Raw genomic sequence first — 23,305 nt, 5'->3', positions numbered from 1 at the left:
CAATCAGGCGCTCATCGCACTGGCCCGTAGGCGCAGTGATGTGCTGTATGCGATGTTGCGTGACGGCGCTTTTTATCATGCGGCATCGACAACAAATGCTTGACAAAGGACATAGGGGCACCCCCCTTTATTTCGGGCTCCGGGGCGCGGCCGGAGGGGCTGAAGCGGGTCGACGGCCCGCCTACGGGCTGATCTGGCGGACCGGGCGTACCAGGATCTCTTCGACCAGTACATTCGGTGGTTGCGCGAAGCTATAGACGAGGGCCTGGGCGATATCTTCGCCGTGCAGGGCATCAAGCGATTCGCGGCGGGCGGTCATCTGGTCGGCGGGGACGTTATGCCCCCATTGCGTCCAGACTGCACCGGGCTCTATCAAGGCCACGCGAATCCCCTCGGGCCCCAGTTCCTTGCGCAGGGCATCATGGAAGCCTACGACCGCAAACTTGGTCGCGTTGTAGACCGACCATCCAGGGATGCCATAGCGGCCACCGACGCTCGAGACTGTGGAGATCATGGCGCCAGGGCGGTTACGCAGGAGCGGAATGGCGGCGTGCGTGCAGTTCAGTACACCATAGAGATTCGCGTCTATGGTGAGCTGCCACTCGCGCGGCTTGCTGTCGGCGAATGGCGCGTGATAACCGACGCCAGCGTTATTGAACAAGAGGTCGAGGCCGCCAAAGCGTTCTTTGACCAAGGCGAAGAGCGCGGCGACCTGCTCGGGCTCGCCGACATCAGCGGTGACCGGGTGGATGCGCTCCTTCAGGTCATGGGCCAGCGCCGTGAGCTTGTCGCGGCTGCGCGCGCAAATGACGACCTCGAGGCCTTCCTGGTGCAAGAGCCGCGCTGCGGCCTCACCTATGCCGCTCGACGCCCCCGTTACGACCGCGATTTTGCCACGGATGTCTTGCATGCGCATACCCACCTCCTTGTCGATTGATGTTTCCCCAGTCCCTTCGTAAGGGTCGGGCCGTCGGAGCGTACCTCACACACCATGGCTTGTTCGCGCGGGGAAACTGCGCTGTTTTTGGTGTGTTACTTGATGCGAGCGATTCGATGAGCGCACGCTAGTCCGCGCCCAAACGACTACGGCTTTGCGGACGGAGATACGTAATGTGCGGTGGAAGCGGGCATCACTTGCCGTTCTTGGGTGATGGCTGGAAAATGCCAGCCAATCCCCTCGAGGGACAGGGCGCGCGCCACTGTTTGTTATTCTAGCGTGATGGGTGACACCTTGCCAACCGGAAAAGCGCGATGGGTGGACTATTAGGCGGCGTGTCACTTCGTCTGGATTCCGAAGTAGCGTCGGGGCGCTTATGGGCGACTCATCCACGAATGTTGCGCGCAGCACAGGTTTACGGCTCAGGTCACAGAGGCGGACGTCGACTATGCGCATCGCTTCGTATCCGGCACGCCTCGGTGGGCGCCCGCCGTCTCGTGGGCCTCTTGAGAGATTACATGTCGAGGAGATTGCGTGGAGAGTTTCTTCGGCAAAAAAGGCCTATGGGCGCGAGCTATTTTGGACATAGGTGTACGATGTCGGTAGCGTGTCTGCGGAAACGATCCGCCGATATATACATGAGCGCCAGGGCAAATAGGCGTAGCGCAGCGAGGCGGCCATGACCCGCTAGCGCGCCCGTGGGTCATCGCAGCCGGCGAGATGCCTCTATCGTTGATCATGCGAGACTCCCGGCAGGTGACCGAAGGTGCGCTCGCATAAGGCTTACAGTCACGGGGGTGATCGTGGGCGATTGACCTGATGACCCCAAACCTTGAGGGGGGCGCCACGATGGGATCGTTGCGCACCGGAGTTGGGCCATGCGCGGGGCCTCCGGCGGTTTCGGTGGACGGAAGGATAGCGCCGTGCCGATCCTTACCTATAGAATCAGGGCAGAGGCCAGGGAAGGGCTTGGCATCTTGCAACGGGGGGACTTGATCCAGTGACAGCAGTAAGGAAAGCGATTTTTCCGGTGGCGGGTCTGGGGACGCGGTTTCTGCCGGCGACCAAGGCGAGTCCCAAAGAGATGTTGCCCATCGTCGACAAGCCGCTCATCCAGTACGCGGCGGAAGAGGCGATTGATGCCGGTATCACCGAACTCATCTTCGTTACCGGCCGCAGTAAACGCGCCATTGAAGACCACTTCGACAAGGCCTACGAGCTCGAGGCCGAGCTCGAGGTGCGCGGCAAAGACAAGATACTGCACTCCTTACGCGGCATACTCCCAAAGGAGGTGACTTGTATCTATATCCGTCAGGCCGAGGCCTTAGGGCTGGGTCATGCCGTGCTCTGCGCGCGCCAGGTGGTGGGCAATGAGCCATTTGCCGTCATCCTGGCCGACGACCTGATAGACGCCCAGCCCTCTGCGTTGCGGCAGATGGTCGATCTCTATGCGCATTACCACAACGCCGTCATCGGTGTGCAGAACATCGCCCGCGAGGATACGGGCTCCTATGGCATTGTAAGGACGAGACCGTTGGATGATCGTCTGCACCGGGTGGAGGGGATTGTCGAAAAGCCGACCCCGGCCGAGGCCCCCTCGACCCTGGGTGTGGTCGGGCGTTACATTCTCACGGCGCGGATCTTTGATCTCCTAGAGAATCTTGGGGCGGGGTCCGGGGGTGAGATCCAGCTCACCGACGGTATCGCTAAACTGCTCGAGAGGGAGCAGGTCCTAGCCTATGAATTCGAGGGTAAGCGCTACGACTGCGGGAGCAAGCTCGGTTACCTCGAGGCCACGGTCGAGTATGCCTTGCGTCATCCGCAGCTGAAGAAGGAGTTCCGTGCCTACCTGAAGGGGCTGAATCTATAGGGGAAAGGGCACCGGGAGGTCGGTCCCGTTGCTGGTGTCCGGTGACGCCGCGGCGGGACCCTGGGTTGCGACCTCAAGCTATGGGCTTTATAAGCACAGGCTGTTACAATCGCGCGTCTTTTCTTTGATCGTATGGGCGGAGCATAGCGATGGCTGACAAGCTTTTGATGATAATGGTGAATACCGACCCGCATAATCCTTCTGAGCTCGGCGCGCCGTTTTTCCAGGCGACGGTCGCAGCGGCGATGGAGTATGACGTGACGGTGGTGCTTACGGCGCGCGCAGGCGAGCTGGCGGTCAAGGGTGTGGCTGAAAAGCTCTTCGTGCAGGAAGGCAGCAGCAAGTCGGTTTACGATTTTATCAAGGACGCGCATGAAGCGGGCGTCCATTTCAAGGTTTGCACGCCGACCCTCGACCTATGGGGCAAGGATCTCATTCCGGAGATCGAGGAGACCGTGGGCGGCGCCTTTGTCATCACCCAGGCCATGGATGATGACACCGTGACCTTCACGTATTGATCGGTGGCCGTGGGGAACGATCGCGGCGCGCAGGCGCGCCAAGCCTGGCGGGTTTTGGAGACGGCTGAACGGATTCACGCCCGGGCCGATGTCGAACAGGCCCTGGACCGCATGGCGCTCGCGATCGGGGCGGCGGTGGGCCAGACCAACCCCATCGTGATGGTGGTTTTGAATGGTGCCCTGGTGTTCGCAGGGCACCTATTGCCGCGCCTGCATTTTCCTCTGGAGGTCGATTACGTCCATGCGACGCGGTATCGTGGCGCGTTGACGGGCGGAGAACTCAGTTGGGAGGCCGGCCCGTGCCTGCCGGTGGCGGGGCGCACCGTGGTCTTGTTGGATGATATCCTGGACGAAGGCGTAACCCTGGCGGCGCTTGCCGACACCTTGCGTGCGCGCGGGGCGGCCGCCGTTTTGAAGGCGGTGTTGGTCACGAAGCGACGGACGCGCCCGGAAGGTCTCGAGGCCGATTTCTCCGGTCTCGACGTCCCTGACCGTTACGTCTTCGGTTACGGCATGGATTACGAAGGTTTTCTGCGCAACACAGACGAGATCTACGCCCTGCCCTGAGGTTTGGCTTTGCCGTCCTCTCTCTTGCGAGTGTGTCGCTCATCCAAGCGTCCTTCCGCAGGTGCGAGGGGCCCGTGACGGGCCGGAGTATGTGGAGTCTGGCCTGCCGCGACTCATGGGGCGGGTTACCTGAAGCGAGGACGTTATGAAGACGCTTGCGATCATAGGCGGCAGCGGCCTGACCCATCTGCGTAACCTCACGGTACGCGAACGCCGTGTCATGCGCACGCCCTACGGCGAGCCCTCGGCGCCCATGCTCTATGGTCTAGTGAATGATCACGAGGTGATCTTCCTGCCACGTCATGGCCACGGGCATACCATACCGCCGCATAGCGTGAATTATCAGGCCAATATGTGGGCCCTGAAAGAGTGCGGCGTAAGCCATGTCGTGGCGGTGAACGCGGTCGGGGCTATCAATACCGAGCTTGCGCCCGGGACCCTCGTGTTGCCGGACCAGATCATCGATTACACCTACGGGCGGGCTCACACCTTTTTCGGAAGCCATCCGGAACCCGTGACCCACATCGACTTCACCCACCCCTACTGCGAGGCCTTGCGCGAGGTCTTGCGCGACGGCGCCGCGCGCGCGGGGCTTGCGCTCGCGCCCAAAGGCACTTACGCGGCCACCCAAGGGCCGCGCTTCGAAACCGCTGCCGAGATCCTGAAGTTCGAGCGCGATGGAGCCGACATCGTGGGTATGACCGGCATGCCGGAGGCGGCGCTTGCCCGTGAACTCGGGCTCTGTTACGCGTCACTCTCGGTGGTGGCCAATTACGCGGCTGGCAAATCCGAGGGGGAGATCGATCTGCGCGCGATCGAGCGCTATCTCGAAACCGGCATGGCCAAGGTCCGGACGCTGCTCGAGCACGCGATACCGCGGCTGCACGCCGTCTGATCCCGCCGGACGCGGCGCCCGGAAGGCAGCTTCAGTGGGGCGCGGTCAAGGGTCCCTTGTAAGGCACGACCCGTACGAGGACGCCGAATTTCGGGTGGTCGAAGTAATTGGTCCGGCGCAGCGCCACCGGCCGCGATTCGATCATCTGATAGGTCGGTACGGAATTCGCTGCAGGGGACGACGAGAGGGATGACGGCGAGAGCGACGATGAGGCTGTGTCGGACGACGCGCTGGACGCCGACGTCCCGCCGGACGGCGTGTAATGCAGGTCGAGCGCCACATGCATGAGTCGCCACTGGAAGACACGAATGACGCCCTTCAGTCGCCCGCCGTCACGATGGCTCATGATGCGCACAGGTTTGGTCTTGCTCAAGGTGACGGCGTTCTGCACCCAGCTGCGCGCCGCCAGGATCGTGTAGCTTGGGTGGTTGGCAAGGAGCGACTGTGCGAGCGCGAGCTGTGAATACGCAGGCAGGCCGTGGCTGGGCGAGAGCGCCTTTTTGAAGCCTGCGATAGGGGTAGTCTTTTCCTGAGTCCAGTGTTCATCGCCATTGAGCTTATGCAGATGGTTCGCGAACACGAGCACGTCGACCTCGTAGAGGCGCGGGGCAGGCGCCGCCCAGGCTTGCGCGGCGAGACCCAGGGCGGAGAGGGCAATCAGGGCTATGCGACGCACGAAACGCTCCTTTGGTACAATGCCTCTAGTATGGGGCGGAACGGACGAGGGGTAAAGGCATGGCGGTAAGGTCGGTCCGGCGCATGGGCGATCCCTTGTTATGGGCGCGCGCCCAGGAGGTCACGGATATTTCGGTGGCAAGCCTCGGCGATCTCGTCTGCGACATGAAGGATACGATGGCGGCGCTCCAGGGTGCGGGCCTTGCCGCGCCGCAGATCGGCGTGCCTTTGCGGGTCGTAATCTTCGGGGTCCGTGTCAATCCGCGCTATCCTCATGCCTCCGAGGTTCCCGAGACGATCCTCGTTAACCCCATCGTCGAGCCCTTGAGCGACGAAGAGGAGGAGGGCTGGGAGGGCTGTCTGAGCGTCCCCGGCCTGCGCGGGCTCGTTCCCCGTTATCGGCGCGTACGCTACCGCGGCTACGATATGGAGGGCGGCCCGATCGACCGCGAGGCGGAGGGCTTTCATGCGCGGGTCGTGCAGCACGAGTGCGATCACCTCGATGGGATTCTCTATCCGACGCGCATCCGCGATCTCAGATTCTTCGGTTACGAGAGCGTATTGTTCCCGGAAGGCCTCGCCGGAGACGACGCATGAGCGATGCGCATCGCGGCCCGCAAAGGGTTACGATAGCTTCTCTGCGCCCCTAGGATTCCGGGGGCCGGGATCGCGGGACTTGAACCGTTGGCCGAGAAGCCACGCGGTTTTGTTCGTTGTATCGAGGTCGCGCCGGATGGTGAGCATGCGTGCCGCCGCCGCGTCCCGGGATGTCGCTGCGCCCAGCGGCGCCGTGGGGGCTTTGATGCGGCAGCGTTGCCGGCCAGTGTCCGGCCCATCGCATCGGCCTGCGCCTCGACCATTCAGTTCCTGACGCGTCCGGGAGGTTCTTTGACCGCACCCAATACCCGCTCGGACAAGCTTGTTCAGGTCGAACGCGAGGCTGTGACGGCGGCACTCCTGCAGGCGGCGGCGCGTCTGGCTCAGGGCCGGGATGCTGAGAGCATCCTGCGACCGTTCTGCGATGCTCTGGTGGCGGCGACCCGCCACATTCGGCTTGCCTGGATGTGGCTCGGAAACGCGGACACCACCATCATTCGCCCGACTTACGCTGTGGGCGCCGCTCGCGAATACGCCCAGGCCCTGGTCTTGGGGGCTGACGAGGCCACGCGCCCCTTGAGCCCGGTTCTGCGCGCCTTGGCCGGTGGACGGCCTGTACTGGCCACTGTCCGATCGGATTCGGCCTTTGCGCCCTGGCGCGCCGAGGCCTTGCGTTACGGTCTTGAGGTAATGGCGAGTTTTCCGTTCGGTGAGGCCGGTGACGGCAAGCAGGGCCTGGTGGCGGTCTATGCCGACGAGCCGGATTATTTCGCGCGCTTGGGCTGGGCCCCCTTCGTCGCGTTTCAACATCTAGCCCAGGTGGCGCTGACCCAGGCGGCCCTGCGCGACCGCTTGAATACGCTTGCCACCTTCGACAGCCTCACGGGCTTGCTGAACCGCGGCGCTATGCAGGGCGCGTTGGAGTGCCTGCATGGCGAAGCGTGCCGAGCGCACGAGACCTATGGTGTGCTGCTTCTCGATATCGATCGCTTCAAGCTTATCAATGACGGCTATGGCCATGGGGTTGGCGATACGGTGATCCAGGAAATGGCCCGCATCCTTCGGGAGTCTCTGCGCGCCGAGGATCAGGCGGGACGTTGGGGTGGGGAAGAATTCCTGTGCCTTCTGCCAGGCGCGGACTGCGCGATTACTGGTGCAATCGCCGAGCGTCTGCGCGCGGGCATTACGGCTCACTCCTTCGCAGTGAGCACGGGACATGCCTTGCGTGCGACGGTTAGCCTCGGGATGGCCTGTTTTCCGGTCGACGGCGACAGCGTTCAGACGCTGTTGAATCACGCCGACATGGGGCTCTACGAGGCCAAACGTGACGGCCGCAACCGGACGGCTCGGGCGAGTGATCGGGGGCGCAGCCTGTTTTCTACCGCCCAGCAACTCGAGGCGGCGCTCACGTCGGGACAGGTGCGACCGGCGTACCAGCCGATCGTGGCCTTGGCTGATGGTCGCCTCGTGGCCAAGGAGGCCCTGGCGCGCATCATCACGCCTGGGGGCGTGCTGGAGGCCGAACATTTTATCGAGGCGGCGGATCGGTTCCAGTGGCTCCATAGGCTCGATCACGACATGATCGGCCAAGTCATCGAGCATTGTGCAGTCACCCGCAATACCCAAGACCCGCCCATCGCCTATTTCGTCAACGTCTCGACCGATCTCTTCCACCACGCTGAACGGGTGCAGGATCTCCTTCAGCGTATCACGCGTACAAGTATGCCGTGCTGCGCGGATACCGATACCGAAAAGCCTTTGGTCATCGAGATCACCGAACGGCAGTTTCTGGGCGACTTTGATGCCGTGCGCCGGACGCTTGCCCCGTTCCTCGCCTTCGGCATCCGGCTCGCGCTAGATGACTTTGGCAGCGGCTACTCCTCTTTTCGCTACCTCACCGAACTCCCATTCGCCTTTGTCAAACTGGATAAGGTGCTCGTGCACCGGGTCCAGACCACGCAAGGTCGGCGTATCCTCCGTGGTCTCCAGGATCTCGCGCGTGATCTTGGGTTTCGCACGATCGCTGAGGGCGTCGAGGATAAGGCATGTGCCGATGCCTTGGCCGCCCTTGGGGTCGACTGGGCGCAGGGCCGCTATTTCGCCTCGCCACAGTTTGAGGATGCACCCGACGTGTCCAGCTAAGAGCCTGGATGGCGCGGTGTAGCGCTTCACACAGCGCATCGACTTTGATCGCCTGGAAACGCTCACGCTGGCGATCTGTCCAGTTCAGTGGGTTCTTCAGCCAAAGATAGGGGGTCTTCGTGAGCGTCTCCTCGCCCTGGGCTTTCAGGGTGCGATGTTCGGCGCGTCGCACCAGATCGACCGCTTTGTTTCAGTTGCATGAGCTGGTCGTCGGGTGTTCCGACCCAAATCTTGTGCAGATCGGGCACGTATCCCATCATGCGATTGATCCAGCTTCGCTGCCAGGCGGCGAAATGCATTCAAGCTCGGCCTACTCGAAAAGCGTGGCGACTTTGGCCAACACGTCGTCCATGATGGGTTCTGGCAGGGTATCGACCTTGCGAGCGTGGCGGGCGGCCAGGTCGATCACGCGCGGCTGATCGCAGCGAACGACGCCCGTGGTCTTGATGCCGGTTACGGCCACGGCGAAGCCCAAGCGGCGGGCGAACTCGCCGCCGTTGGTGATCGGAAGAATCACCGGCAGTTTGGTGACCTCGTTGAACTCGGTCGGCGATACGACCAGGACGGGGCGGCTGTCGCTTTGCTCATGCCCTGCGGTCGGGTCGAGCGACACCATGTAAATGTCGCCGCGCCTCATAGCAGTTCGCCACCTACGGCGGGCGCATCGACCCATTCACGTTCCTCGGCCGGTTGCGGCTGCGAATAGTCAGAGGCGGCCAGCAGCTCCGCGAGCGTGTAGTGCGGTCGCGGGCTGGGATTGACCACCAAGCAGCCGTGTTCGACGGCCAAGCCGACGGTCGCACCAGCTTGCAGATGCAGTTGATCGAGAAAGGCTGGTGGGACGGCCAACATGATCGAGCCGCCCACTTTGCGCAGATTGGTTGTGTGCATGGCGCACCTCCGTGCGATTAAGTTATACTAAAGTATAACTCAAGCCAATCTATCCTGCAAGACTGACCGCAGTGGCAACGCGCTCCAGGGGCGCCCCTCCATCAATAGGGCCCACTGCGCACATGAGAGCTCAACCGCTCCTGATTCCGCGCGCGGCCAATGAAACCGGCCCTGATCGAGACGCCGATACAACAATCCCAAACCGTCGCAGAAAAGGAGCTTGAGACGCCCCCCGCGCTTCTTGCGAAACACAAAGGCGTGACCACAGAAGGGCTCGGCGGCCAAAACGCCGTGAAGCTTGGCCGTCACTAAGCGCATATCGACAGGGGCGGCGGCAAGCCAAAGGGGGCTCCCCGGGGCTTAGGAGCACGGCGCCTCCAGCAGCCGTATGACCGCAGCCAGCCACTCAAGGTCTACGGGGCCTGTCAGCCGCACCAAGCGACCAGATAAGAGTCCAATCCAGGGCCGCGGGCCCCCGCGCATTCGACGTGGCTCTCGTTGCTGCTCGTTCTTTCCCTCCTTATTCTTTCAGTCACGCGGGTGGTAATCGCCGGAATTGCCTCTCGCTTCAGGCAATCCGCGCCCCGGTCCGCCCCCCCCGCTTTGCCGCATTCGATCTTGTGGGCGTGGGGCAGGGACCGTCATGTCCGCACTGTTGCCCTGTGCCCGTTTGAAGTGACGCTTCACCCGGGTCGGGCCCAGACGCACTTCGCCCGCATATCCTCGTTCACGCAGTGCCCCGCAAGTGGCGCTGCCTCGCGGGTGTCTGCGGCTCGGTCATGGCGAGAGCGTCGACCGATGTCTCTTAGATCACCGCATACCCGGGGGTGAGATCGCGCACGGCTTCTGATTCCGGTCCCGGGAGCCAAGTTGCGTTGAGCTCGCAGGCCTAGTGCAACCGTGCAAGTTGTTCACTATCCCGGCGGTCGGTCTTCACCTGAACCTTGCCCGGCATCCAGCGCATCCGATCAAAGTCGGATGGCTTGTGGATTGTCTTGCTCGCGTTGTCCACAAAACTTGTGGACAAGTCTGTGGATGATTGACTCACATTCAACACGTCTCGCAGGGCCTGCCAGCTGCAGCCTGAGCCGCGGAGCTGCGGAGCCCGACCTTTGTTGGATTGCCTGTTTTGCAAACAGCGCTGTCGTAGGGGCGGACCGCACGCGCCTGTATACAGGCCAGTGGGCCATGGCGGCTTCCGCGTTACCTAATTGAGCCCGTGTCAGCCTCTAAAAAGACCGCGGGTCAGGGCCGCCGGCTGCGAATGGCGTGACGCCCTGATCATGCTCACAGCGCGTGCCGCGGACCCTTTCGCGTCCGTGTATGCCTCTCGTGCTTAGCGGTGCTGGCGGCGCGGTGGTGTTTCGACGTGTGTCTGCGGTTCGCCGCCGAGGCTCTTTATGAGCGCCATTACCCCCTCGATGCGGGTATCGGGGTCGGCCCATTCCGCCTGTACCCGCAGGCCTTGGGGCCCGTCCAAGCGGTATTGTTTGGGCGATGATTGCATAAGTGCGATCAGGTGCCCCGGATCCAGCGCCGGATTGGGCGTGAATTGGATGCGCGCGCCTTTGGGCCCCGCATCGATACGCGTGATGCCTAAGGGTCGCGCAAGCCGTCTCAGACGCGCGAGTCGAAAAAGGCGCGTGGCAGCCTTCGGGGGTGTGCCAAAGCGATCGGTGAGCTCGCCCGCCAGATCGTCGAGCTCTCCGTTCGAGGCGCTGGCGATGCGCTTGTAGAACACGAGACGCAGGTGGGGATCCGGGCAATAGTCCTCGGGGAGCAGGGCCGGCACGTGCAGTTCGATGTCCGTTTGGCGGGTGAAGAGGACCGCCTCTCCTGCGCCCTCGTGCCCCGCCTTCAAGGTGGCGACGGCGCGCTCCAGGAGTTCGCTGTAGAGGCCGAAGCCTATTTCGTTGATCTGGCCGCTCTGTGATTCGCCGAGCAGTTCGCCCGCGCCGCGGATCTCCAGATCGTGGGAGGCGAGCGCGAAGCCCACGCCCAGATCCTCGAGGGAGGCTATTGCGTCGAGGCGCTTGCAGGCATCGGCGGTCAGGGCCGCGGGGTCCGGGGTCAGGAGGTAGGCGTAGGCGCGATGGTGCGAGCGGCCGACGCGCCCGCGTAGCTGGTGGAGCTGGGCGAGGCCGAAGCGGTCGGCCCGCTCGATGATGATGGTATTGGCGGTCGGGACGTCGATACCGGTTTCTATGATGGTGCTGCAGAGCAGGATGTGGAAGCGCTGGTGATAGAAGTCGAGCATCACACGTTCCAGTTCGCGCTCCGGCATCTGTCCGTGGGCCACGCGGATGTCGACTTCCGGCAAAAGCGCCTTCAGTTCCTGTTCCCGTCGCGCCATGGAGCGGACGTCGTTGTGTAGGAAGTAGACCTGGCCTCCGCGGCGCATCTCGCGCAGACAGGCCTCGCGGATCAAGGCCGTGTCCCACGGCGTCACGAAGGTCTTGATCGACAGGCGATCCTGAGGGGGCGTGCCGATCAAGGAGACGTCGCGCAATCCCGCGAGCGCCATGTTCAGGGTGCGCGGTAGCGGTGTCGCAGTCAGGGTGAGGATGTCGACATGGGCGCGCAGCGCCTTCATGCGCTCCTTTTGGCGGACCCCGAAGCGGTGTTCCTCGTCGACGATGACGAGGCCCAAGGCCTTGAAGCGCACGTCTTCTTGCAAGAGCCTGTGGGTCCCTATGGCGATGTCGACGTGACCGGCCTCGAGGCGTTTCAGGGCCTGCTCGATTTCTTGGCGGCTGCGAAACCGGGACAGGATCTCGATCTCCACCGGGATGTCGGCGAAGCGGTCGCGAAAGTTCTGATAGTGCTGCTGGGCGAGCAGGGTGGTGGGTACGAGGACCGCCACCTGCTTGTGGTCCTGGACCGCGAGGAAGGCGGCGCGCATGGCGACCTCGGTCTTGCCAAAGCCCACGTCGCCGCACACTAGGCGATCCATGGGGCGCGGGCTTTCCATATCGGTCAAGACCTCGGCTATGACGCGCGTCTGGTCGGGCGTTTCCTCGAACGGGAAGGCATCGGCGAAGCGCGTGTACTCGAGACCCCGGGCCGCAAAGGCGTATCCGGGCTTGGCCGCGCGCCGTGCGTAGATCTCGAGGAGTTCGGCCGCCGCATCGCGGGCCTTCTCTTCGGCGCGGCGCTTGGCCTTGTCCCAGGCCTCGTTGCCGAGCTTGTGCAAGGGGGCGCGGTCCGGGTCGGTGCCGGTATAGCGTCCAAGAAGATGGAGGTCCGTGACGGGCACATAGAGCTTGTCGCCGCCGGCGTATTCGAGCGCCAGAAACTCGTTTTCGATCCCCGAGACCGAGAGCTTCACAAGCCCGAGATAGCGACCCACGCCGTGATCTTCGTGCACCACTGCATCTCCGGCTTTAAGTTCGCCCAGGCCCTTCAGGAGGGCCTGCTGGTCGCGGACCTTGACGCGTCGCCGTCGCTGTTGCACGCGTTCGCCATAGAGCTGCGATTCGACAATAACGCTTAAGGCTGGCTCGTCGAGCTCCAGGCCGCGGTCGAGCGGCGCGGACATGAGACCAAGCGGCGCGTCGTCCTGGATGAAGGCCTGCCACGAATCGAAGGGGCGCGGGTGGTGTCCGTGGGCGCCGAGGGTGTCGCGCAAGGCCTCGCGTCGACCGGCGGTCTCGGCTACGAGCAGGGTGCGTCGGCTGCCCGTGTCGAGCGCCGCGAGCAGGGCGGCATAGGGTTCGGGTGTGTGCGTCTCTTGTGGCAGGAAGGGCGGTTCGCTGGTGGCGAAGCGTCGTACCACCCCGTCACCTTCGTCGGCGAGCGAGATGGCCGAGAAAGGTGCCAGGCGCTCATTCAGCTTTGCCGCCGCAAGAAACAGCCGCTCGGGCGGGAGTAGCGGCCGCTCTATGTGGCCGCGGGTCGCCTCGTAGCGTTCCGCCGCTTCTTTCTCGAAGTGCTCGGTCTGCGCTCGCGCGCCTTCCATGAATACCAGGATCGCGTGGGCCGGCAGATAATCGACGAAGGTCGCGGTCTCGGAAAAAAAGAGCGGCAGATAGTATTCGATGCCGGCCGGGCTGCGGCCTTCACTTACTTCGCGATAAATGACGCTCGCGCGCGGGTCGCCTGCGAATGCCACGCGGTAGTTCGAACGGAAGGTCTGGATGGCGTCGGCTGTGAGCGGATGTTCGCGCGCCGGGAGTACGCGGATCTCAGGGAGCGTCGTCTGTGAGCGCTGCGTCTCCGGGTCGAAGGTGCGGATCGACTCGATGGTGTCGTCGAAGAGGTCGATGCGGTAGGCCGTGTCGGCGCCCATCGGAAACAGATCCACGAGCCCTCCGCGAATGGCGAACTCGCCGGCCTCCATGACCTGGCCCACGGCGTGGTAGGCGGCTTGTACGAGGCGTTCGCGGAAGCGGTCGATATCGAGCTTGTCCCCGATGTGCAACAGGAAGCTGTGGCCCAGGAGGTGCGACGAGGGCGGCAGGACATGCATGAGCGTGGCCGCCGCCGTGAGCACGATGCCATGGGTCAGATGCGGGAGGGTCGCCAGTGTCGCCAGCCGTTCGGATACGATGTCCGGGTGCGGCGAGAAGCGGTCGTAGGGCAGGCACTCCCAGTCGGGAAAGGTGAGGACCGGCGGATCGCGCGGGTCCCGGTAGAACGCAAGCTCGTCTTCGAGGCGCTCGCGTGAGCGCACGTCTTGCGTGACGACGATGAGGAGGCGGCCGCTCTCGGCAAGCCGCGCGAGCGCAAGCCCGCGGGCGCTTGCGTGGAGTCCCACCCAATGCTCCCGTCCGGACGGCGCCGGCGGATTCAGGGGGGAATAGACTGCGTTCGATTCGGGGGCGGACGTCACCATAGGGTCGGCATTGTAATCCAAAGCGCGGCGTGATGAGGAGCGCCGTAGTGGAGGTGCGTTCGTGTACCGCCCCTCGGGTACTCTGTTTGGGGTGCGGTGGGATGTGGGCGTGCCGACATCCTCGTACAATGATTCTTGGGCGATACCCCAGGCGCCGGGTCGGCGCGTGCGGGTCAAAACGGAGGCTTTATGCGCTTTCGTTGTCCGTCTTCAGGTCTTCAGGTCTTCAGGGCATAATGGAGTCCATGGCGCGGGTGTACTTGATGACGCGACAGCAAGCTGAGGTCGCAGGGGTCGGAATGGCGATGCGAAGCACGAGCGAAAGCCGGGTGCGAGCGCCGACTGCCGAAGGTGCGGCCTTGGAGGCGCGTATTCTGTCGGAGTTCGGTCCGCGAAGGACTGCCGACAGTGGCTCAATTTCGGGCATTGAAGTGTATTTTATGGCATAATGTTCCAAATGAAATTTAGTGTATGGGCAAAACAGCAGGGCCTCACCTACAAGGGGGCATGGAAGATGTTCCATGCGGGCAAGTTGCCTTTGCCTGCTGAACAGTTGCCCGTAGGGACGATCATTGTCCACCCGGCAGAGACCAAGCCACAAGGCGTAGCGCTGTATGCGCGGGTGTCACGCGCGGACCAGAAAGCGGATCTGGACCGGCAACTCGCCCGTTTGTCGGAATATGTCGCGGAACGGCGGCTGCTTGTGGTCGAATCTGTGCGAGAGGTCGGCTCCGGACTCAATGGGCATCGGCGCAACATGCTGAAGTTGTTGTCCAACCCCCAGGTTAACGCGATTGTGGTAGAACACCGCGAGCGGCTAATGCGCTTCGGTTTCGAGTATGTCGAAGCCGCTTTGTCCGCCCAGGGACGCCGACTCATTGTGGTGGAACCTGACGAGATGACTGACGACATTGTCCCCGATCTACATGAGGTCATGGTCTCGATGGGTGCGAGGCTCTATGGCAAACGATCCGCCAGGAACCGTGTGCAAAAAGCCTTGAATGCGCTGCATGAACCGGAGGTTACGTCGCCATGAGTGACCGCCCGATCTTCACCTACCAGACGCGTCCGGCACTCACGCCGGGTGAATGCGATACGTTAGGCGCCTATGTCGAGCTGTATGGCAAGGCCGAGCGCTGCCTGTTCGCAGCGGTCCAGGCCGGTGGCTCGCTGAACGATCTGAAGCGCGAATTCCAACCACGATTCGGTATTTCGGCGCGGCAGTTCAATGCGATGCGCGTGGAACTGGAAGGCAAGATCGATGCGATCAAGGAACGTTGCCCGAAACTGATTGCCGAGGCCGAGAACCGCATTTGCAAAGCGGCCAGGCTCGTCGCCCAACTGGAAGCAAAAGCGCCCGGTTCCCACAAGCTGCACCAGAAGAAACGCCGGTTGATGAGCCTGCAAGGCCGGCTCGTTGCCCTGAAGGCGGACCACCAAGCCGGAATCGTTCGACTCTGCTTCGGCAGCAAGAAGCTGTTTCACGCCCAGTTCGACCTGGAAGCCAACGGCTATGCCGATCATGGCGAATGGAAAGCTGACTGGCAACAGGCGCGGTCGAGCCAGTTCTTCGTCTTGGGCAGTCAGGATGAGACGGCGGGCAATCAGTCGTGTCAGGCGTTCGTTGCCGAGGATGGTACGCTAAGCATACAACTGCGCCTGCCCAACGCGATGGCGGCGACCGGCAAGTACCTGATCATTCAGAACGTCCGCTTCGTCTACGGCCACGAGCAAATCATCGCGGCACTTGGCGCCAGTCAGCGCATTCACAGCAAGACCAAGGACGGCAAACCGACCGTGAAGCGCATAGGCACGGCGCTCAGTTATCGTTTCGTCCGCGACGACAAGGGCTGGCGAATCTTCGTTAGCGTCGACGCCCGTCCCGTCGAGCGGGTATCCCGGAAAGAACTCGGCGCTATCGGCGTCGATGTCAATGCGGACCACCTGGCCGTGTCGGAAACGGACCGGTTCGGCAACCTGATTGACGCTCGGCGCATCGATCTGATTACCTATGGGAAGACGCGAGACCAAGCGAAGGCGACCATCGGCGATGTTGCCATATCGATTGCCGCGCAGGCGCAAGCGGCCGCAAAGCCGGTTGTGGTGGAAGCGCTCAACTTTCAGAAGAAAAAGTCCGAACTCGAAACCACCGATCCCAAGCAGGCGCGAATCCTCTCGTCGTTGGCTTGCCACAAGGTGGCCTCAGCCATCAAGGCGGCCGCATTCCGTCACGGCGTCGAGGTGATCGAAGTCAATCCGGCGTATACGTCGGTGATCGGGGCGGTGAATTTCGCCCAACAAAAAGGTATTTCTGTTCATCAGGGCGCGGCTTACGCCATCGCCCGTCGAGGATTGGGGTTGTCTGAACGCCCGACCGTGCAGCAGGCCATCGTGCCGACTCGCAACGGCGGCCATGTCACCTTCGCCCTACCTGCAAGGAATCGGGCAAAGCATGTGTGGTCGTTCTGGTCGAAGGTTGGGACAACGCTCAAAGCGGCGCATGTAGCGCATTTCCGGTGTGGAGCGCAACAAACCGCTCCACCACCTCTCCCGCCCGAAAGGCCGGGATTGAGTCCTACCTGGAATTCCACGGTGCGATCCCGTGGCGCGAATCGCTCTCAGCACTGTTCGGAGAGCGTCTGGCCAGATGTTCCCTTCTAATGGGGGAGACAAGGACATGGTTTTAGGAACGGTCTATGAAAAAAGGTGACTTCAAGGTCGGGCAGGATGTCTTTTACCCCACCGCCGGTGTCGGGGTCATAGAGGGCATGGAGGAAGTGGTCTTCGGGGTCGAGCATGAGCTCTGCTACGTCATACGGATCCCCGAGAACCGCGTCACGATCAAGGTGCCGAAGACCCGTGCTGTGAGCAATGGCCTGCGTCCGCTCTTGCATGGCAAGGGCGTGAAGGAGCTTCTCGCGGTCTTAGCCGACAAAAGTAGCGCGCGGCCGGCGGGCCCCTGGGCCGAGCACTACAAGGATCTCGAACGACGCATTCAGTCCGGCGGGGTCCTGCAGGTGGGTTCGGCGGTGCGCGATCTGCTGCGCCTGAAGGCCGAGGCCGGCCTGTCGTTCGAAGAGGCACGCCTCTTGGAATTGGCTGACGGTTATCTCACCCGAGAACTCGCCGTAGCCCAGGGCGTGAGTCTTGAGGCTGCGCGTGAGGTCATCCGGGGATCGGTGGGACTGGGAACCTAGGGCAGGTGTCATCTCCTCGCGTTTTTGTCGTCGTGCCGGCCGCTGGCCGCGGTATGCGATTCGGGGCCTCGCGCCCGAAGCAATACCTTCCGCTCGCAGGCGCCACAGTCATCGCCCAGACCTTGCGACGACTCGATTGCCTGCGCGCGCGCGCCATCGCAGTGGGTCTTGCCCCCGACGATACCTATTGGGCGGCCGTGCGGCCGACGCTGACCACGCCGCTTTTGACCTTCGTAGGCGGTGGCGAGCGCGCCCTCACGGTCCTGAACGGACTCGCGGCCCTGGGCGGCGAGGCGGCCTCGGGCGATCTCGTGTTTGTGCATGACGCTGCGCGCCCTTGTGTCCGCGAAGCCGATTTGCGGCGTCTCCACGAGGCGGCGCTCGAGTCGCCCGATGGCGCGCTCCTGGCGCGTCCTGTGGCCGATACGGTCAAGCGCGGCGATGCGCAGCGCGAAGTGATCGCCACCGTCGATCGCCGTGACCTCTGGCTTGCCCAGACGCCGCAGGTCTTCCGATTCGAGCGGCTCTATGCGGCGCTGTCGGCGGCGGTGGCGGCCAATGAGCTTGTGACCGACGAGGCGGCGGCCGTGGAACGTATGGGTGGCCACCCCCGCCTCGTGGCCGGCAGCCACGACAACCTCAAGATCACGATGCCCGAGGACCTGGCCCTCGCGGAGATCTATCTGGCGCAACAAGATTCTCGGAGCGGATGACGATATGCGAATAGGGCAGGGGTTCGATGCGCACGGGCTGGTGGAGGGTCGGCCGCTGATCTTAGGGGGCGTGACCATCCCGCACCCCCGCGGTCTGGGCGGTCATTCCGACGCCGATGTGCTGACTCACGCGGTGACGAGCGCCTGTCTCGGGGCCGCCGCTTTGGGCGATCTGGGCCGGCATTTCCCGGCCAAGGATGCCCGCTATCGGGATTGCGATAGTCGCATGTTGCTGCGTACCGTGGTCGCCATGATCAAGGAACGGGGGCTATTCGTGGTCAATATGGACGCCACGATCGTGGCCGAGGCTCCGCGTCTTGCGCCGTTTGTGGGGCAGATGGCAGAGCACCTCGCCGCCGACCTTGAGGTCGCATTGGACTGCGTGAACGTCAAGGCGACGACTACCGAGGGGATGGGCTATACCGGACGCGCCGAGGGCATGAGCGCGCATGCCGTCGTGCTTTTGGATCTGCGGCGAGCGCCCTAAATCTGGCGTTTCAGGAGTACGGTGACGGCGCCGGTGCCGCCTTGTTCAGGGCGCGCCGAGCAGAACGCGAGGACTGCGTTCGTCTGCCGGAGCCAGCGATTCACATAACCCTTCAGGACCGGTAGACGGGCCTCCGAACCCAGGCCCTTGCCATGGATAATGCGCACACAGCGCAGGCCCTGGCGGGTGGCCTCGTGCAGGAAGCCCGCGAAGGCGCCGCGCGCCTGCTCGACTGTGAGGCCATGCAGGTCAAGTTCGCCTTCGAGGACGTAATGCCCGCGTTTCATACGTTGCATGGTGTCCTTGTCGATCCCGGGACGCCGAAAGAGCAGCTCCTCGCCAGTGGCGATGTCGACGTCGTGGGGCGTGAACGAGAGCATCTCGGCCAAGACCGCCTGGGCGTCACGTCGTGACTGCCAGGGGATCGGGCGTAGGCGCGGACGAAACGGCGTGACCCGGTCCTGGGCGAGCTTGCGCACGTCCTTCATGGCCCGCGCGAATTGCGATTTGGGATCGTCAGGATTGTCCGCCATGCGCGGGATTCCCTTCGAGCGTTCCCAGGTAGCGTTCGGCGTCGAGGGCGGCCATGCAGCCGCTGCCAGCCGACGTCACGGCCTGGCGGTAGATAAAGTCCTGGACATCTCCGGCGGCGAATACCCCGCGGACGCTGGTGGCCGTCAGTTGACCCTCGACTCGGCCGGTCTTGATGTAGCCCTTGACCATGTCGAGCTGCCCCTCGAAGAGGCCGGTATTCGGTGCGTGCCCGATGGCCACGAATACGCCATGGACGGGGATGGTCTTCTGGCCGTCCGGCGTCTTGATGTGAACCCCGGTCACGCCGTTCTTATCCCCCACGATCTCCTCGAGGTCGGCGTTCCATTCGATGCGGACGTTGCCATCTCGGGTCTTGGCGAGCAGCTGATCGATCAGGATGGCCTCGGCCTTGAACCGATCCCGGCGGTGCACGACTATGACCTCCGAGGCGATGGCCGAAAGGTACAGGGCCTCCTCCACGGCCGTGTTGCCGCCACCGATCACCGCCACGGGCTTCCCTTTATAGAAGAAGCCGTCGCAGGTGGCGCAGGCCGATACCCCTTTCCCTCGATAGCGCTCCTCGGAGGGTAGTCCCAAGTACTTGGCCGACGCGCCGGTGGCGATGATGAGGGCGTCGCAGGTGTACTCGCCGGCATCGCCCTTAAGGACGAAGGGGTGGCCGCTCACGTCGGCCTTGTGGATATGGTCAAAGATGATCTCGGTCTGGAAGCGCTCGGCATGGCGCCTCATGCGGTCCATTAGGTCCGGACCTTGCAGGCCCTCGACGTCGCCTGGCCAGTTATCGACATCGGTCGTGGTCATGAGCTGACCGCCCTGTTCGAGGCCCGTGATCAGAAGCGGGCGCAGGTTCGCGCGCGCAGCGTAGATCGCGGCCGTATAGCCGGCGGGACCGGATCCGAGAATGAGGAGACGGGCGTGACGCGGTGCTGCCATAACAGGCCTCGCAGGGTGCAATGATCAGGTATTATAGGCCCAATCCTGCCCCTTTTGTCGGCCTGGATCAACGCGCCGTGGCGGGCTCGTCCAAAGCCCGTTAGACTGGCAAGGATCGGAGGATCGTATGCGCATAGGGATACCACGGGAAGTGAAGCCATGGGAAGCGCGGGTCGCGTTGGTGCCGCACGCGGTGGCGGTCCTGGTCCAGGAGGGGCATGAGGTCTTCTTCGAGGCGGGGGCGGGTTGCGGCAGCGGTTTCGGTGACGAGGAGTATGCGGTGCACGGTGCGCGCATCGTCCCCGACGCCGAGACGCTCTTCCGGTCGGCGCAGCTGATCGTGAAGGTCAAGGAGCCGATCAGTGAGGAGTGGCGCCTGTTGCGGTCCGATCATATCCTGTTTTCCTATCTGCACCTCGCCGCCAACCGCCCATTGACCGAGGCCCTTCAAGGGCTTGGCCTCACCGCCGTGGCCTTCGAGACCGTCGTCCAAGATGGCCAGCTCCCGCTGCTTGCGCCTATGAGCGATATCGCCGGACGGCTCGCAATCCAGATTGGGGCGCAACTCCTGCACGCTGGAACGGGCGGCCGCGGCATCCTCTTGGGCGGCCTGCCTGGGGCTGAGCGTGGCCACGTGGTTGTGGTCGGCGCCGGGGAAGCGGGAGGCAATGCCGTGCGCGTGGCCGCCGCGCTCGGTGCGCGGGTCACCGTGTTCGATCGCTTACGCTCCCGTTTGAGCGCCATGATGGCGGTAGGCCCCAATGTGACAGCCTTGCCAGCCTACGAGGAGACGATCGCGGCGGCCACGCGCGAGGCCGATCTGCTCATAGGCGCCGTACTCGTGGCGGGCGCCCGTGCCCCGCGCGTTGTGACCCGCTCGATGGTGCGTGGGATGCGGCGGGGTTCTGTCATCGTTGATATCGCGATCGACCAGGGCGGATGTGTGGAGACGATGCGCCCGACCGATTACGGACATCCGGCCTATGTCGAAGAGGGTGTCATCCATTTCGGTGTGACCAATATGCCGGGTGCCGTGCCGCGTACCGCATCGCAGGCGCTCTCCGCTGTGCTGCTACCCTATGTGCAGATCTTAGCCGCACAAGGGGTCGACGATGCGCGGCTCGCGGGCGGTCTCAATGTGCGCGAGGGCCGCATCGCGCACGATGCGGTCGCGTCCGCTATGTCATCATGAGGTGCCAGGTGTCGGCTGGGCGTGGCGTGGAGACTTCACTCGCATGAGTCAGGCACGGTTTAAGCGCGAGCGAGCGGCGCTTGCTCCCGCGGCGTCGCGCCTCGTGCGTGAGGCCTTGCTGTTTGTGGTGTTGGCGCTCGCCCTTTATATGGCGCTCGCGATCGCGACCTTCCATGGCGACGATCCCGGGTGGTCGCACACAGGCGGCACCGCGGTGCGTAACGCGGGCGGGCTTGCTGGCGCGTGGCTCTCGGACAGTCTACTCGCGCTGCTTGGTGTGCCCTCCTATGTGATTCCGATCCTCGTCGCCTGGGGCGGCGTGCGTCTTTTGCGTCCGCGCGCTGCGGCCCCCGGACATTCATTGAAGGTGGCAGCGTTTGGCGTGGCGCTTGCCTTCGTCGGTGCCTGTGGTTTGGCGGGTCTGGATTTCCACGGACCGCTCTTCCTGCCGTTTCGTGCTGGTGGCCTTTTGGGCGGGGTCGTGTCGACCGCGCTCTCGCGCATCATAGATCCCGTGGGGGCGACACTCTTCCTGCTCGCCGTGTTTCTGGCGGGTTTTACCCTCGCGACCGGCATCTCTTGGTTCGGAGTCATGGATCGCGTCGGGGATGCGGCCTTTGGCGTGGTGTTCGGGATTAGGGCGCGATTTGGGGCTTTGGCGGATCGTTGGCGAGGCAGGCGCGCGCGCCACGAACGCGAGGAGACGGTACTGAAGGGCCGCAAGGCCTTGAAGCGGCCCGCGCCGCCGCGCATCGAGCCCGCCGTGGGGGTGCTTGAGGAGCCGCCGGTCGCACGCAGCCGCCAGACGAGCTTTCTCGCATCTACCGATTCGGCATTGCCTTCGCTGTCTCTGCTCGACATGCCCTCGGGAGAGAAGGCGAGTTTTTCCGAGGAGTCGCTGCACGCCATGTCGCGTCTCCTCGAAAAGAAGCTGCTCGACTTCCATATCGAGGTCAAGGTGGAGGCGGTGCACCCAGGTCCGGTCATCACGCGCTTCGAGATCGAGCCTGCCCCCGGCATCAAGGCGAGCCAGATTACGGGCTTGCAGCGGGATCTGGCCCGCGCCTTGTCGGTGGTGAGTGTGCGTGTGGTCGAGAACATACCGGGCAAGACCTATATCGGGATCGAGGTGCCCAATGAGCGGCGCGAAGTGGTGCGGTTGCGCGAGATTCTCTCATCCAGCGCCTATGAGGCGGTCGCCTCGCCGCTTGCGCTCGCGCTCGGAAAGGACATAAGCGGTCAGCCTGTCGTGACGGATCTGGCGCGTATGCCACATCTCCTGATCGCAGGCACCACCGGGTCTGGAAAGTCCGTGTGTCTGAACGCCGTGATCTTGAGTTTCGTCTATAAGGCGACGCCCGCCGACGTGCGGCTCATCCTGATTGATCCCAAGATGCTCGAGCTCGCCGTCTATGACGGGCTACCGCACCTCCTGGCGCCTGTAGTCACGGACATGAAGCAGGCCGCGCAGGCCTTGCGGTGGTGCATAGGCGAGATGGATCGCCGCTACCGGGCCATGGCCTCCCTCGGCGTGCGCAATCTCGCTGGCTACAACAAGCGTTATGACGATGCACACGCACGCGGCGAGATCTTGAACGATCCCCTGGCGCCCGAGGGGGAGGTGCGGGAGATGGGCCGGCTCCCCTACGTGGTCATCGTCATCGATGAGTTGGCGGACCTTATGATGGTGGTCGGTAAGAAGGTCGAGGAATTGATCGCGCGCCTCGCGCAGAAGGCGCGTGCGGCGGGACTGCATCTCGTACTCGCTACGCAGAGGCCGTCGGTCGACGTCATTACCGGGCTCATCAAGGCCAATATTCCGGCGCGCATTGCCTTTCAGGTATCTGCCAAGGTCGATTCGCGCACGGTCTTGGATCAGATGGGGGCGGAACAATTGCTGGGCCACGGCGATATGCTGTTCTTGCAGGCGGGGACGGGGTTTCCGCATCGCGTCCATGGCGCCTTTGTGGCCGATGCCGAGGTGCATAAAGTGGTCTCGGCCCTGAAAAAGACCGGCACGCCTGTGTATGACGAGCGCATATTCGCCCCCGAAGAGGGCGGCGAAGGTAGCGCGGAAGGCGGAACGGAAGACGGTGAGGCCGACGAATTGTATGATGAGGCCTTGCGTATCGTGACCGAGAGCCGACGCGCCTCGGTGTCCGGTGTGCAGCGGCGCCTGCGCATAGGATACAACCGGGCTGCGCGGCTCATCGAACAGATGGAGCGTTCGGGCGTGGTCGGTCCGCTCCAATCGAACGGCAGTCGCGAGGTGCTCGCGCCGCCCCCACCGGAGGATTGATTC

The 23,305-nt window shown here is 63.5% G+C and carries 20 protein-coding genes and 2 pseudogenes; 13 read left to right on the top strand and 9 right to left on the bottom strand.

Annotated features, from left to right (window positions below; all coding sequences use genetic code 11):
• Window positions 1-181: 181 nt before the first annotated feature.
• A complete protein-coding gene (locus ACYCTF_RS03885; RefSeq protein ID WP_461282830.1) occupies window positions 182-916 on the bottom strand; it encodes an SDR family oxidoreductase in 735 nt (244 codons plus the stop codon).
• Between the two features lie 1,021 nt (window positions 917-1,937).
• On the opposite strand from ACYCTF_RS03885, the gene galU reads away from it, so the two are divergent.
• The 4 genes from galU to ACYCTF_RS03865 all read left to right on the top strand — a co-directional run bounded on the left by galU (window position 1,938) and on the right by ACYCTF_RS03865 (window position 4,787).
• Window positions 1,938-2,807: a UTP--glucose-1-phosphate uridylyltransferase GalU gene (gene galU, locus ACYCTF_RS03880; protein WP_461282829.1), complete on the top strand. Its 870-nt coding sequence runs from the start codon at window positions 1,938-1,940 to the stop codon at window positions 2,805-2,807.
• Window positions 2,808-2,956: 149 nt separating this feature from the next.
• Window positions 2,957-3,325 (top strand): DsrE family protein, encoded by a 369-nt coding sequence (locus ACYCTF_RS03875; RefSeq protein ID WP_461282828.1) that lies wholly within the window; start codon window positions 2,957-2,959, stop codon window positions 3,323-3,325.
• Between the two features lie 9 nt (window positions 3,326-3,334).
• Window positions 3,335-3,892, top strand: a complete 558-nt coding sequence (locus tag ACYCTF_RS03870; RefSeq protein ID WP_461282827.1) for a hypoxanthine-guanine phosphoribosyltransferase — start codon at window positions 3,335-3,337, stop codon at window positions 3,890-3,892.
• A gap of 145 nt (window positions 3,893-4,037) precedes the next feature.
• On the top strand, window positions 4,038-4,787 hold the full coding sequence (locus ACYCTF_RS03865) for an S-methyl-5'-thioinosine phosphorylase (protein ID WP_461282826.1): 750 nt from the start codon (window positions 4,038-4,040) through the stop codon (window positions 4,785-4,787).
• Between the two features lie 31 nt (window positions 4,788-4,818).
• On the opposite strand, the gene ACYCTF_RS03860 is transcribed toward ACYCTF_RS03865, so the two are convergent.
• On the bottom strand, window positions 4,819-5,463 hold the full coding sequence (locus tag ACYCTF_RS03860; protein ID WP_461282825.1) for a CsiV family protein: 645 nt from the start codon (window positions 5,461-5,463) through the stop codon (window positions 4,819-4,821).
• Between the two features lie 59 nt (window positions 5,464-5,522).
• On the opposite strand from ACYCTF_RS03860, the gene def reads away from it, so the two are divergent.
• Both def and ACYCTF_RS03850 read left to right on the top strand, forming a co-directional pair.
• A complete protein-coding gene (gene def / locus ACYCTF_RS03855; RefSeq protein ID WP_461282824.1) occupies window positions 5,523-6,059 on the top strand; it encodes a peptide deformylase in 537 nt (178 codons plus the stop codon).
• A gap of 291 nt (window positions 6,060-6,350) precedes the next feature.
• A complete protein-coding gene (locus tag ACYCTF_RS03850) occupies window positions 6,351-8,201 on the top strand; it encodes a putative bifunctional diguanylate cyclase/phosphodiesterase (protein ID WP_461282823.1) in 1,851 nt (616 codons plus the stop codon).
• Between the two features lie 52 nt (window positions 8,202-8,253).
• On the opposite strand, the pseudogene ACYCTF_RS03845 reads toward ACYCTF_RS03850, so the two are convergent.
• The 5 genes and pseudogenes from ACYCTF_RS03845 to mfd all read right to left on the bottom strand — a co-directional run.
• Window positions 8,254-8,373: pseudogene (locus ACYCTF_RS03845) on the bottom strand (transposase); the annotation flags it as partial.
• 138 nt (window positions 8,374-8,511) lie between these two features.
• Window positions 8,512-8,838, bottom strand: coding sequence for a type II toxin-antitoxin system PemK/MazF family toxin (locus ACYCTF_RS03840; RefSeq protein WP_461282822.1), 327 nt, complete (start codon window positions 8,836-8,838; stop codon window positions 8,512-8,514).
• A complete protein-coding gene (locus tag ACYCTF_RS03835; protein WP_461282821.1) occupies window positions 8,835-9,092 on the bottom strand; it encodes an AbrB/MazE/SpoVT family DNA-binding domain-containing protein in 258 nt (85 codons plus the stop codon). Before ACYCTF_RS03835 ends, ACYCTF_RS03840 begins: the two co-directional genes overlap by 4 nt.
• Window positions 9,093-9,131: 39 nt before the next feature.
• A pseudogene (gene tnpB / locus ACYCTF_RS03830) lies at window positions 9,132-9,425 on the bottom strand (IS66 family insertion sequence element accessory protein TnpB); the annotation flags it as partial.
• 1,003 nt (window positions 9,426-10,428) lie between these two features.
• A complete protein-coding gene (gene mfd / locus ACYCTF_RS03825) occupies window positions 10,429-13,926 on the bottom strand; it encodes a transcription-repair coupling factor (RefSeq protein WP_461282819.1) in 3,498 nt (1,165 codons plus the stop codon).
• 457 nt (window positions 13,927-14,383) lie between these two features.
• Between mfd and ACYCTF_RS03820 the strand changes: the two genes are divergently transcribed.
• Genes ACYCTF_RS03820 through ispF form a run of 5 tightly spaced genes read left to right on the top strand, consistent with a single transcriptional unit; the run spans window position 14,384 to window position 18,323 of the window.
• Window positions 14,384-14,962, top strand: coding sequence for an IS607 family transposase (locus ACYCTF_RS03820; RefSeq protein WP_461282818.1), 579 nt, complete (start codon window positions 14,384-14,386; stop codon window positions 14,960-14,962).
• Window positions 14,959-16,587 (top strand): IS200/IS605 family accessory protein TnpB-related protein, encoded by a 1,629-nt coding sequence (locus ACYCTF_RS03815; protein ID WP_461282817.1) that lies wholly within the window; start codon window positions 14,959-14,961, stop codon window positions 16,585-16,587. Before ACYCTF_RS03820 ends, ACYCTF_RS03815 begins: the two co-directional genes overlap by 4 nt.
• Window positions 16,588-16,622: 35 nt before the next feature.
• Entirely contained in the window at window positions 16,623-17,123 is a 501-nt protein-coding gene (locus ACYCTF_RS03810) for a CarD family transcriptional regulator (protein WP_461284562.1), read from the top strand.
• A gap of 5 nt (window positions 17,124-17,128) precedes the next feature.
• Window positions 17,129-17,836 carry a 2-C-methyl-D-erythritol 4-phosphate cytidylyltransferase gene (ispD, locus tag ACYCTF_RS03805; RefSeq protein WP_461282815.1) on the top strand — a complete coding sequence of 236 codons (708 nt, stop codon included), beginning with the start codon at window positions 17,129-17,131 and terminating at the stop codon, window positions 17,834-17,836.
• A 4-nt stretch (window positions 17,837-17,840) separates the two neighbouring features.
• Window positions 17,841-18,323, top strand: coding sequence for a 2-C-methyl-D-erythritol 2,4-cyclodiphosphate synthase (gene ispF, locus ACYCTF_RS03800; protein WP_461282814.1), 483 nt, complete (start codon window positions 17,841-17,843; stop codon window positions 18,321-18,323).
• Here the strand turns inward: ispF and ACYCTF_RS03795 are convergent.
• Both ACYCTF_RS03795 and trxB read right to left on the bottom strand, forming a co-directional pair.
• On the bottom strand, window positions 18,320-18,856 hold the full coding sequence (locus tag ACYCTF_RS03795; protein ID WP_461282813.1) for a Smr/MutS family protein: 537 nt from the start codon (window positions 18,854-18,856) through the stop codon (window positions 18,320-18,322). The two genes, ispF and ACYCTF_RS03795, sit on opposite strands and share 4 nt — an antisense overlap.
• Entirely contained in the window at window positions 18,840-19,811 is a 972-nt protein-coding gene (trxB, locus tag ACYCTF_RS03790) for a thioredoxin-disulfide reductase (RefSeq protein ID WP_461282812.1), read from the bottom strand. Before trxB ends, ACYCTF_RS03795 begins: the two co-directional genes overlap by 17 nt.
• 127 nt (window positions 19,812-19,938) lie before the next feature.
• On the opposite strand from trxB, the gene ald reads away from it, so the two are divergent.
• Window positions 19,939-21,003 (top strand): alanine dehydrogenase, encoded by a 1,065-nt coding sequence (gene ald / locus ACYCTF_RS03785; protein WP_461282811.1) that lies wholly within the window; start codon window positions 19,939-19,941, stop codon window positions 21,001-21,003.
• A 43-nt stretch (window positions 21,004-21,046) separates the two neighbouring features.
• The gene (locus ACYCTF_RS03780; RefSeq protein ID WP_461282810.1) at window positions 21,047-23,302 is read left to right on the top strand and encodes a DNA translocase FtsK; all 2,256 of its coding nucleotides are present in this window, start codon (window positions 21,047-21,049) and stop codon (window positions 23,300-23,302) included.
• Window positions 23,303-23,305: the final 3 nt, after the last annotated feature.

This window comes from Acidiferrobacter sp. (genome assembly GCF_054609335.1).
Note: the sequence above shows the minus strand (reverse complement) of the source record. Positions and strands in the feature narration are given on the sequence as shown.

Excerpts from the sequence above, each read along its gene's own strand:
- ACYCTF_RS03780 (WP_461282810.1), top strand. The coding sequence starts at position 21,047 with ATGAGTCAGGCACGGTTTAAGCGCGAGCGAGCGGCGCTTGCTCCCGCG.
- ACYCTF_RS03815 (WP_461282817.1), top strand. The coding sequence starts at position 14,959 with ATGAGTGACCGCCCGATCTTCACCTACCAGACGCGTCCGGCACTCACG.
- ACYCTF_RS03840 (WP_461282822.1), bottom strand. The coding sequence starts at position 8,838 with ATGAGGCGCGGCGACATTTACATGGTGTCGCTCGACCCGACCGCAGGG.
- ACYCTF_RS03875 (WP_461282828.1), top strand. The coding sequence starts at position 2,957 with ATGGCTGACAAGCTTTTGATGATAATGGTGAATACCGACCCGCATAAT.
- ACYCTF_RS03865 (WP_461282826.1), top strand. The coding sequence starts at position 4,038 with ATGAAGACGCTTGCGATCATAGGCGGCAGCGGCCTGACCCATCTGCGT.
- trxB (WP_461282812.1), bottom strand. The coding sequence starts at position 19,811 with ATGGCAGCACCGCGTCACGCCCGTCTCCTCATTCTCGGATCCGGTCCC.
- ald (WP_461282811.1), top strand. The coding sequence starts at position 19,939 with ATGCGCATAGGGATACCACGGGAAGTGAAGCCATGGGAAGCGCGGGTC.
- mfd (WP_461282819.1), bottom strand. The coding sequence starts at position 13,926 with ATGGTGACGTCCGCCCCCGAATCGAACGCAGTCTATTCCCCCCTGAAT.
- ACYCTF_RS03820 (WP_461282818.1), top strand. The coding sequence starts at position 14,384 with ATGAAATTTAGTGTATGGGCAAAACAGCAGGGCCTCACCTACAAGGGG.
- ACYCTF_RS03885 (WP_461282830.1), bottom strand. The coding sequence starts at position 916 with ATGCGCATGCAAGACATCCGTGGCAAAATCGCGGTCGTAACGGGGGCG.
- ACYCTF_RS03835 (WP_461282821.1), bottom strand. The coding sequence starts at position 9,092 with ATGCACACAACCAATCTGCGCAAAGTGGGCGGCTCGATCATGTTGGCC.
- ACYCTF_RS03810 (WP_461284562.1), top strand. The coding sequence starts at position 16,623 with ATGAAAAAAGGTGACTTCAAGGTCGGGCAGGATGTCTTTTACCCCACC.
- def (WP_461282824.1), top strand. The coding sequence starts at position 5,523 with ATGGCGGTAAGGTCGGTCCGGCGCATGGGCGATCCCTTGTTATGGGCG.
- ispF (WP_461282814.1), top strand. The coding sequence starts at position 17,841 with ATGCGAATAGGGCAGGGGTTCGATGCGCACGGGCTGGTGGAGGGTCGG.
- ACYCTF_RS03795 (WP_461282813.1), bottom strand. The coding sequence starts at position 18,856 with ATGGCGGACAATCCTGACGATCCCAAATCGCAATTCGCGCGGGCCATG.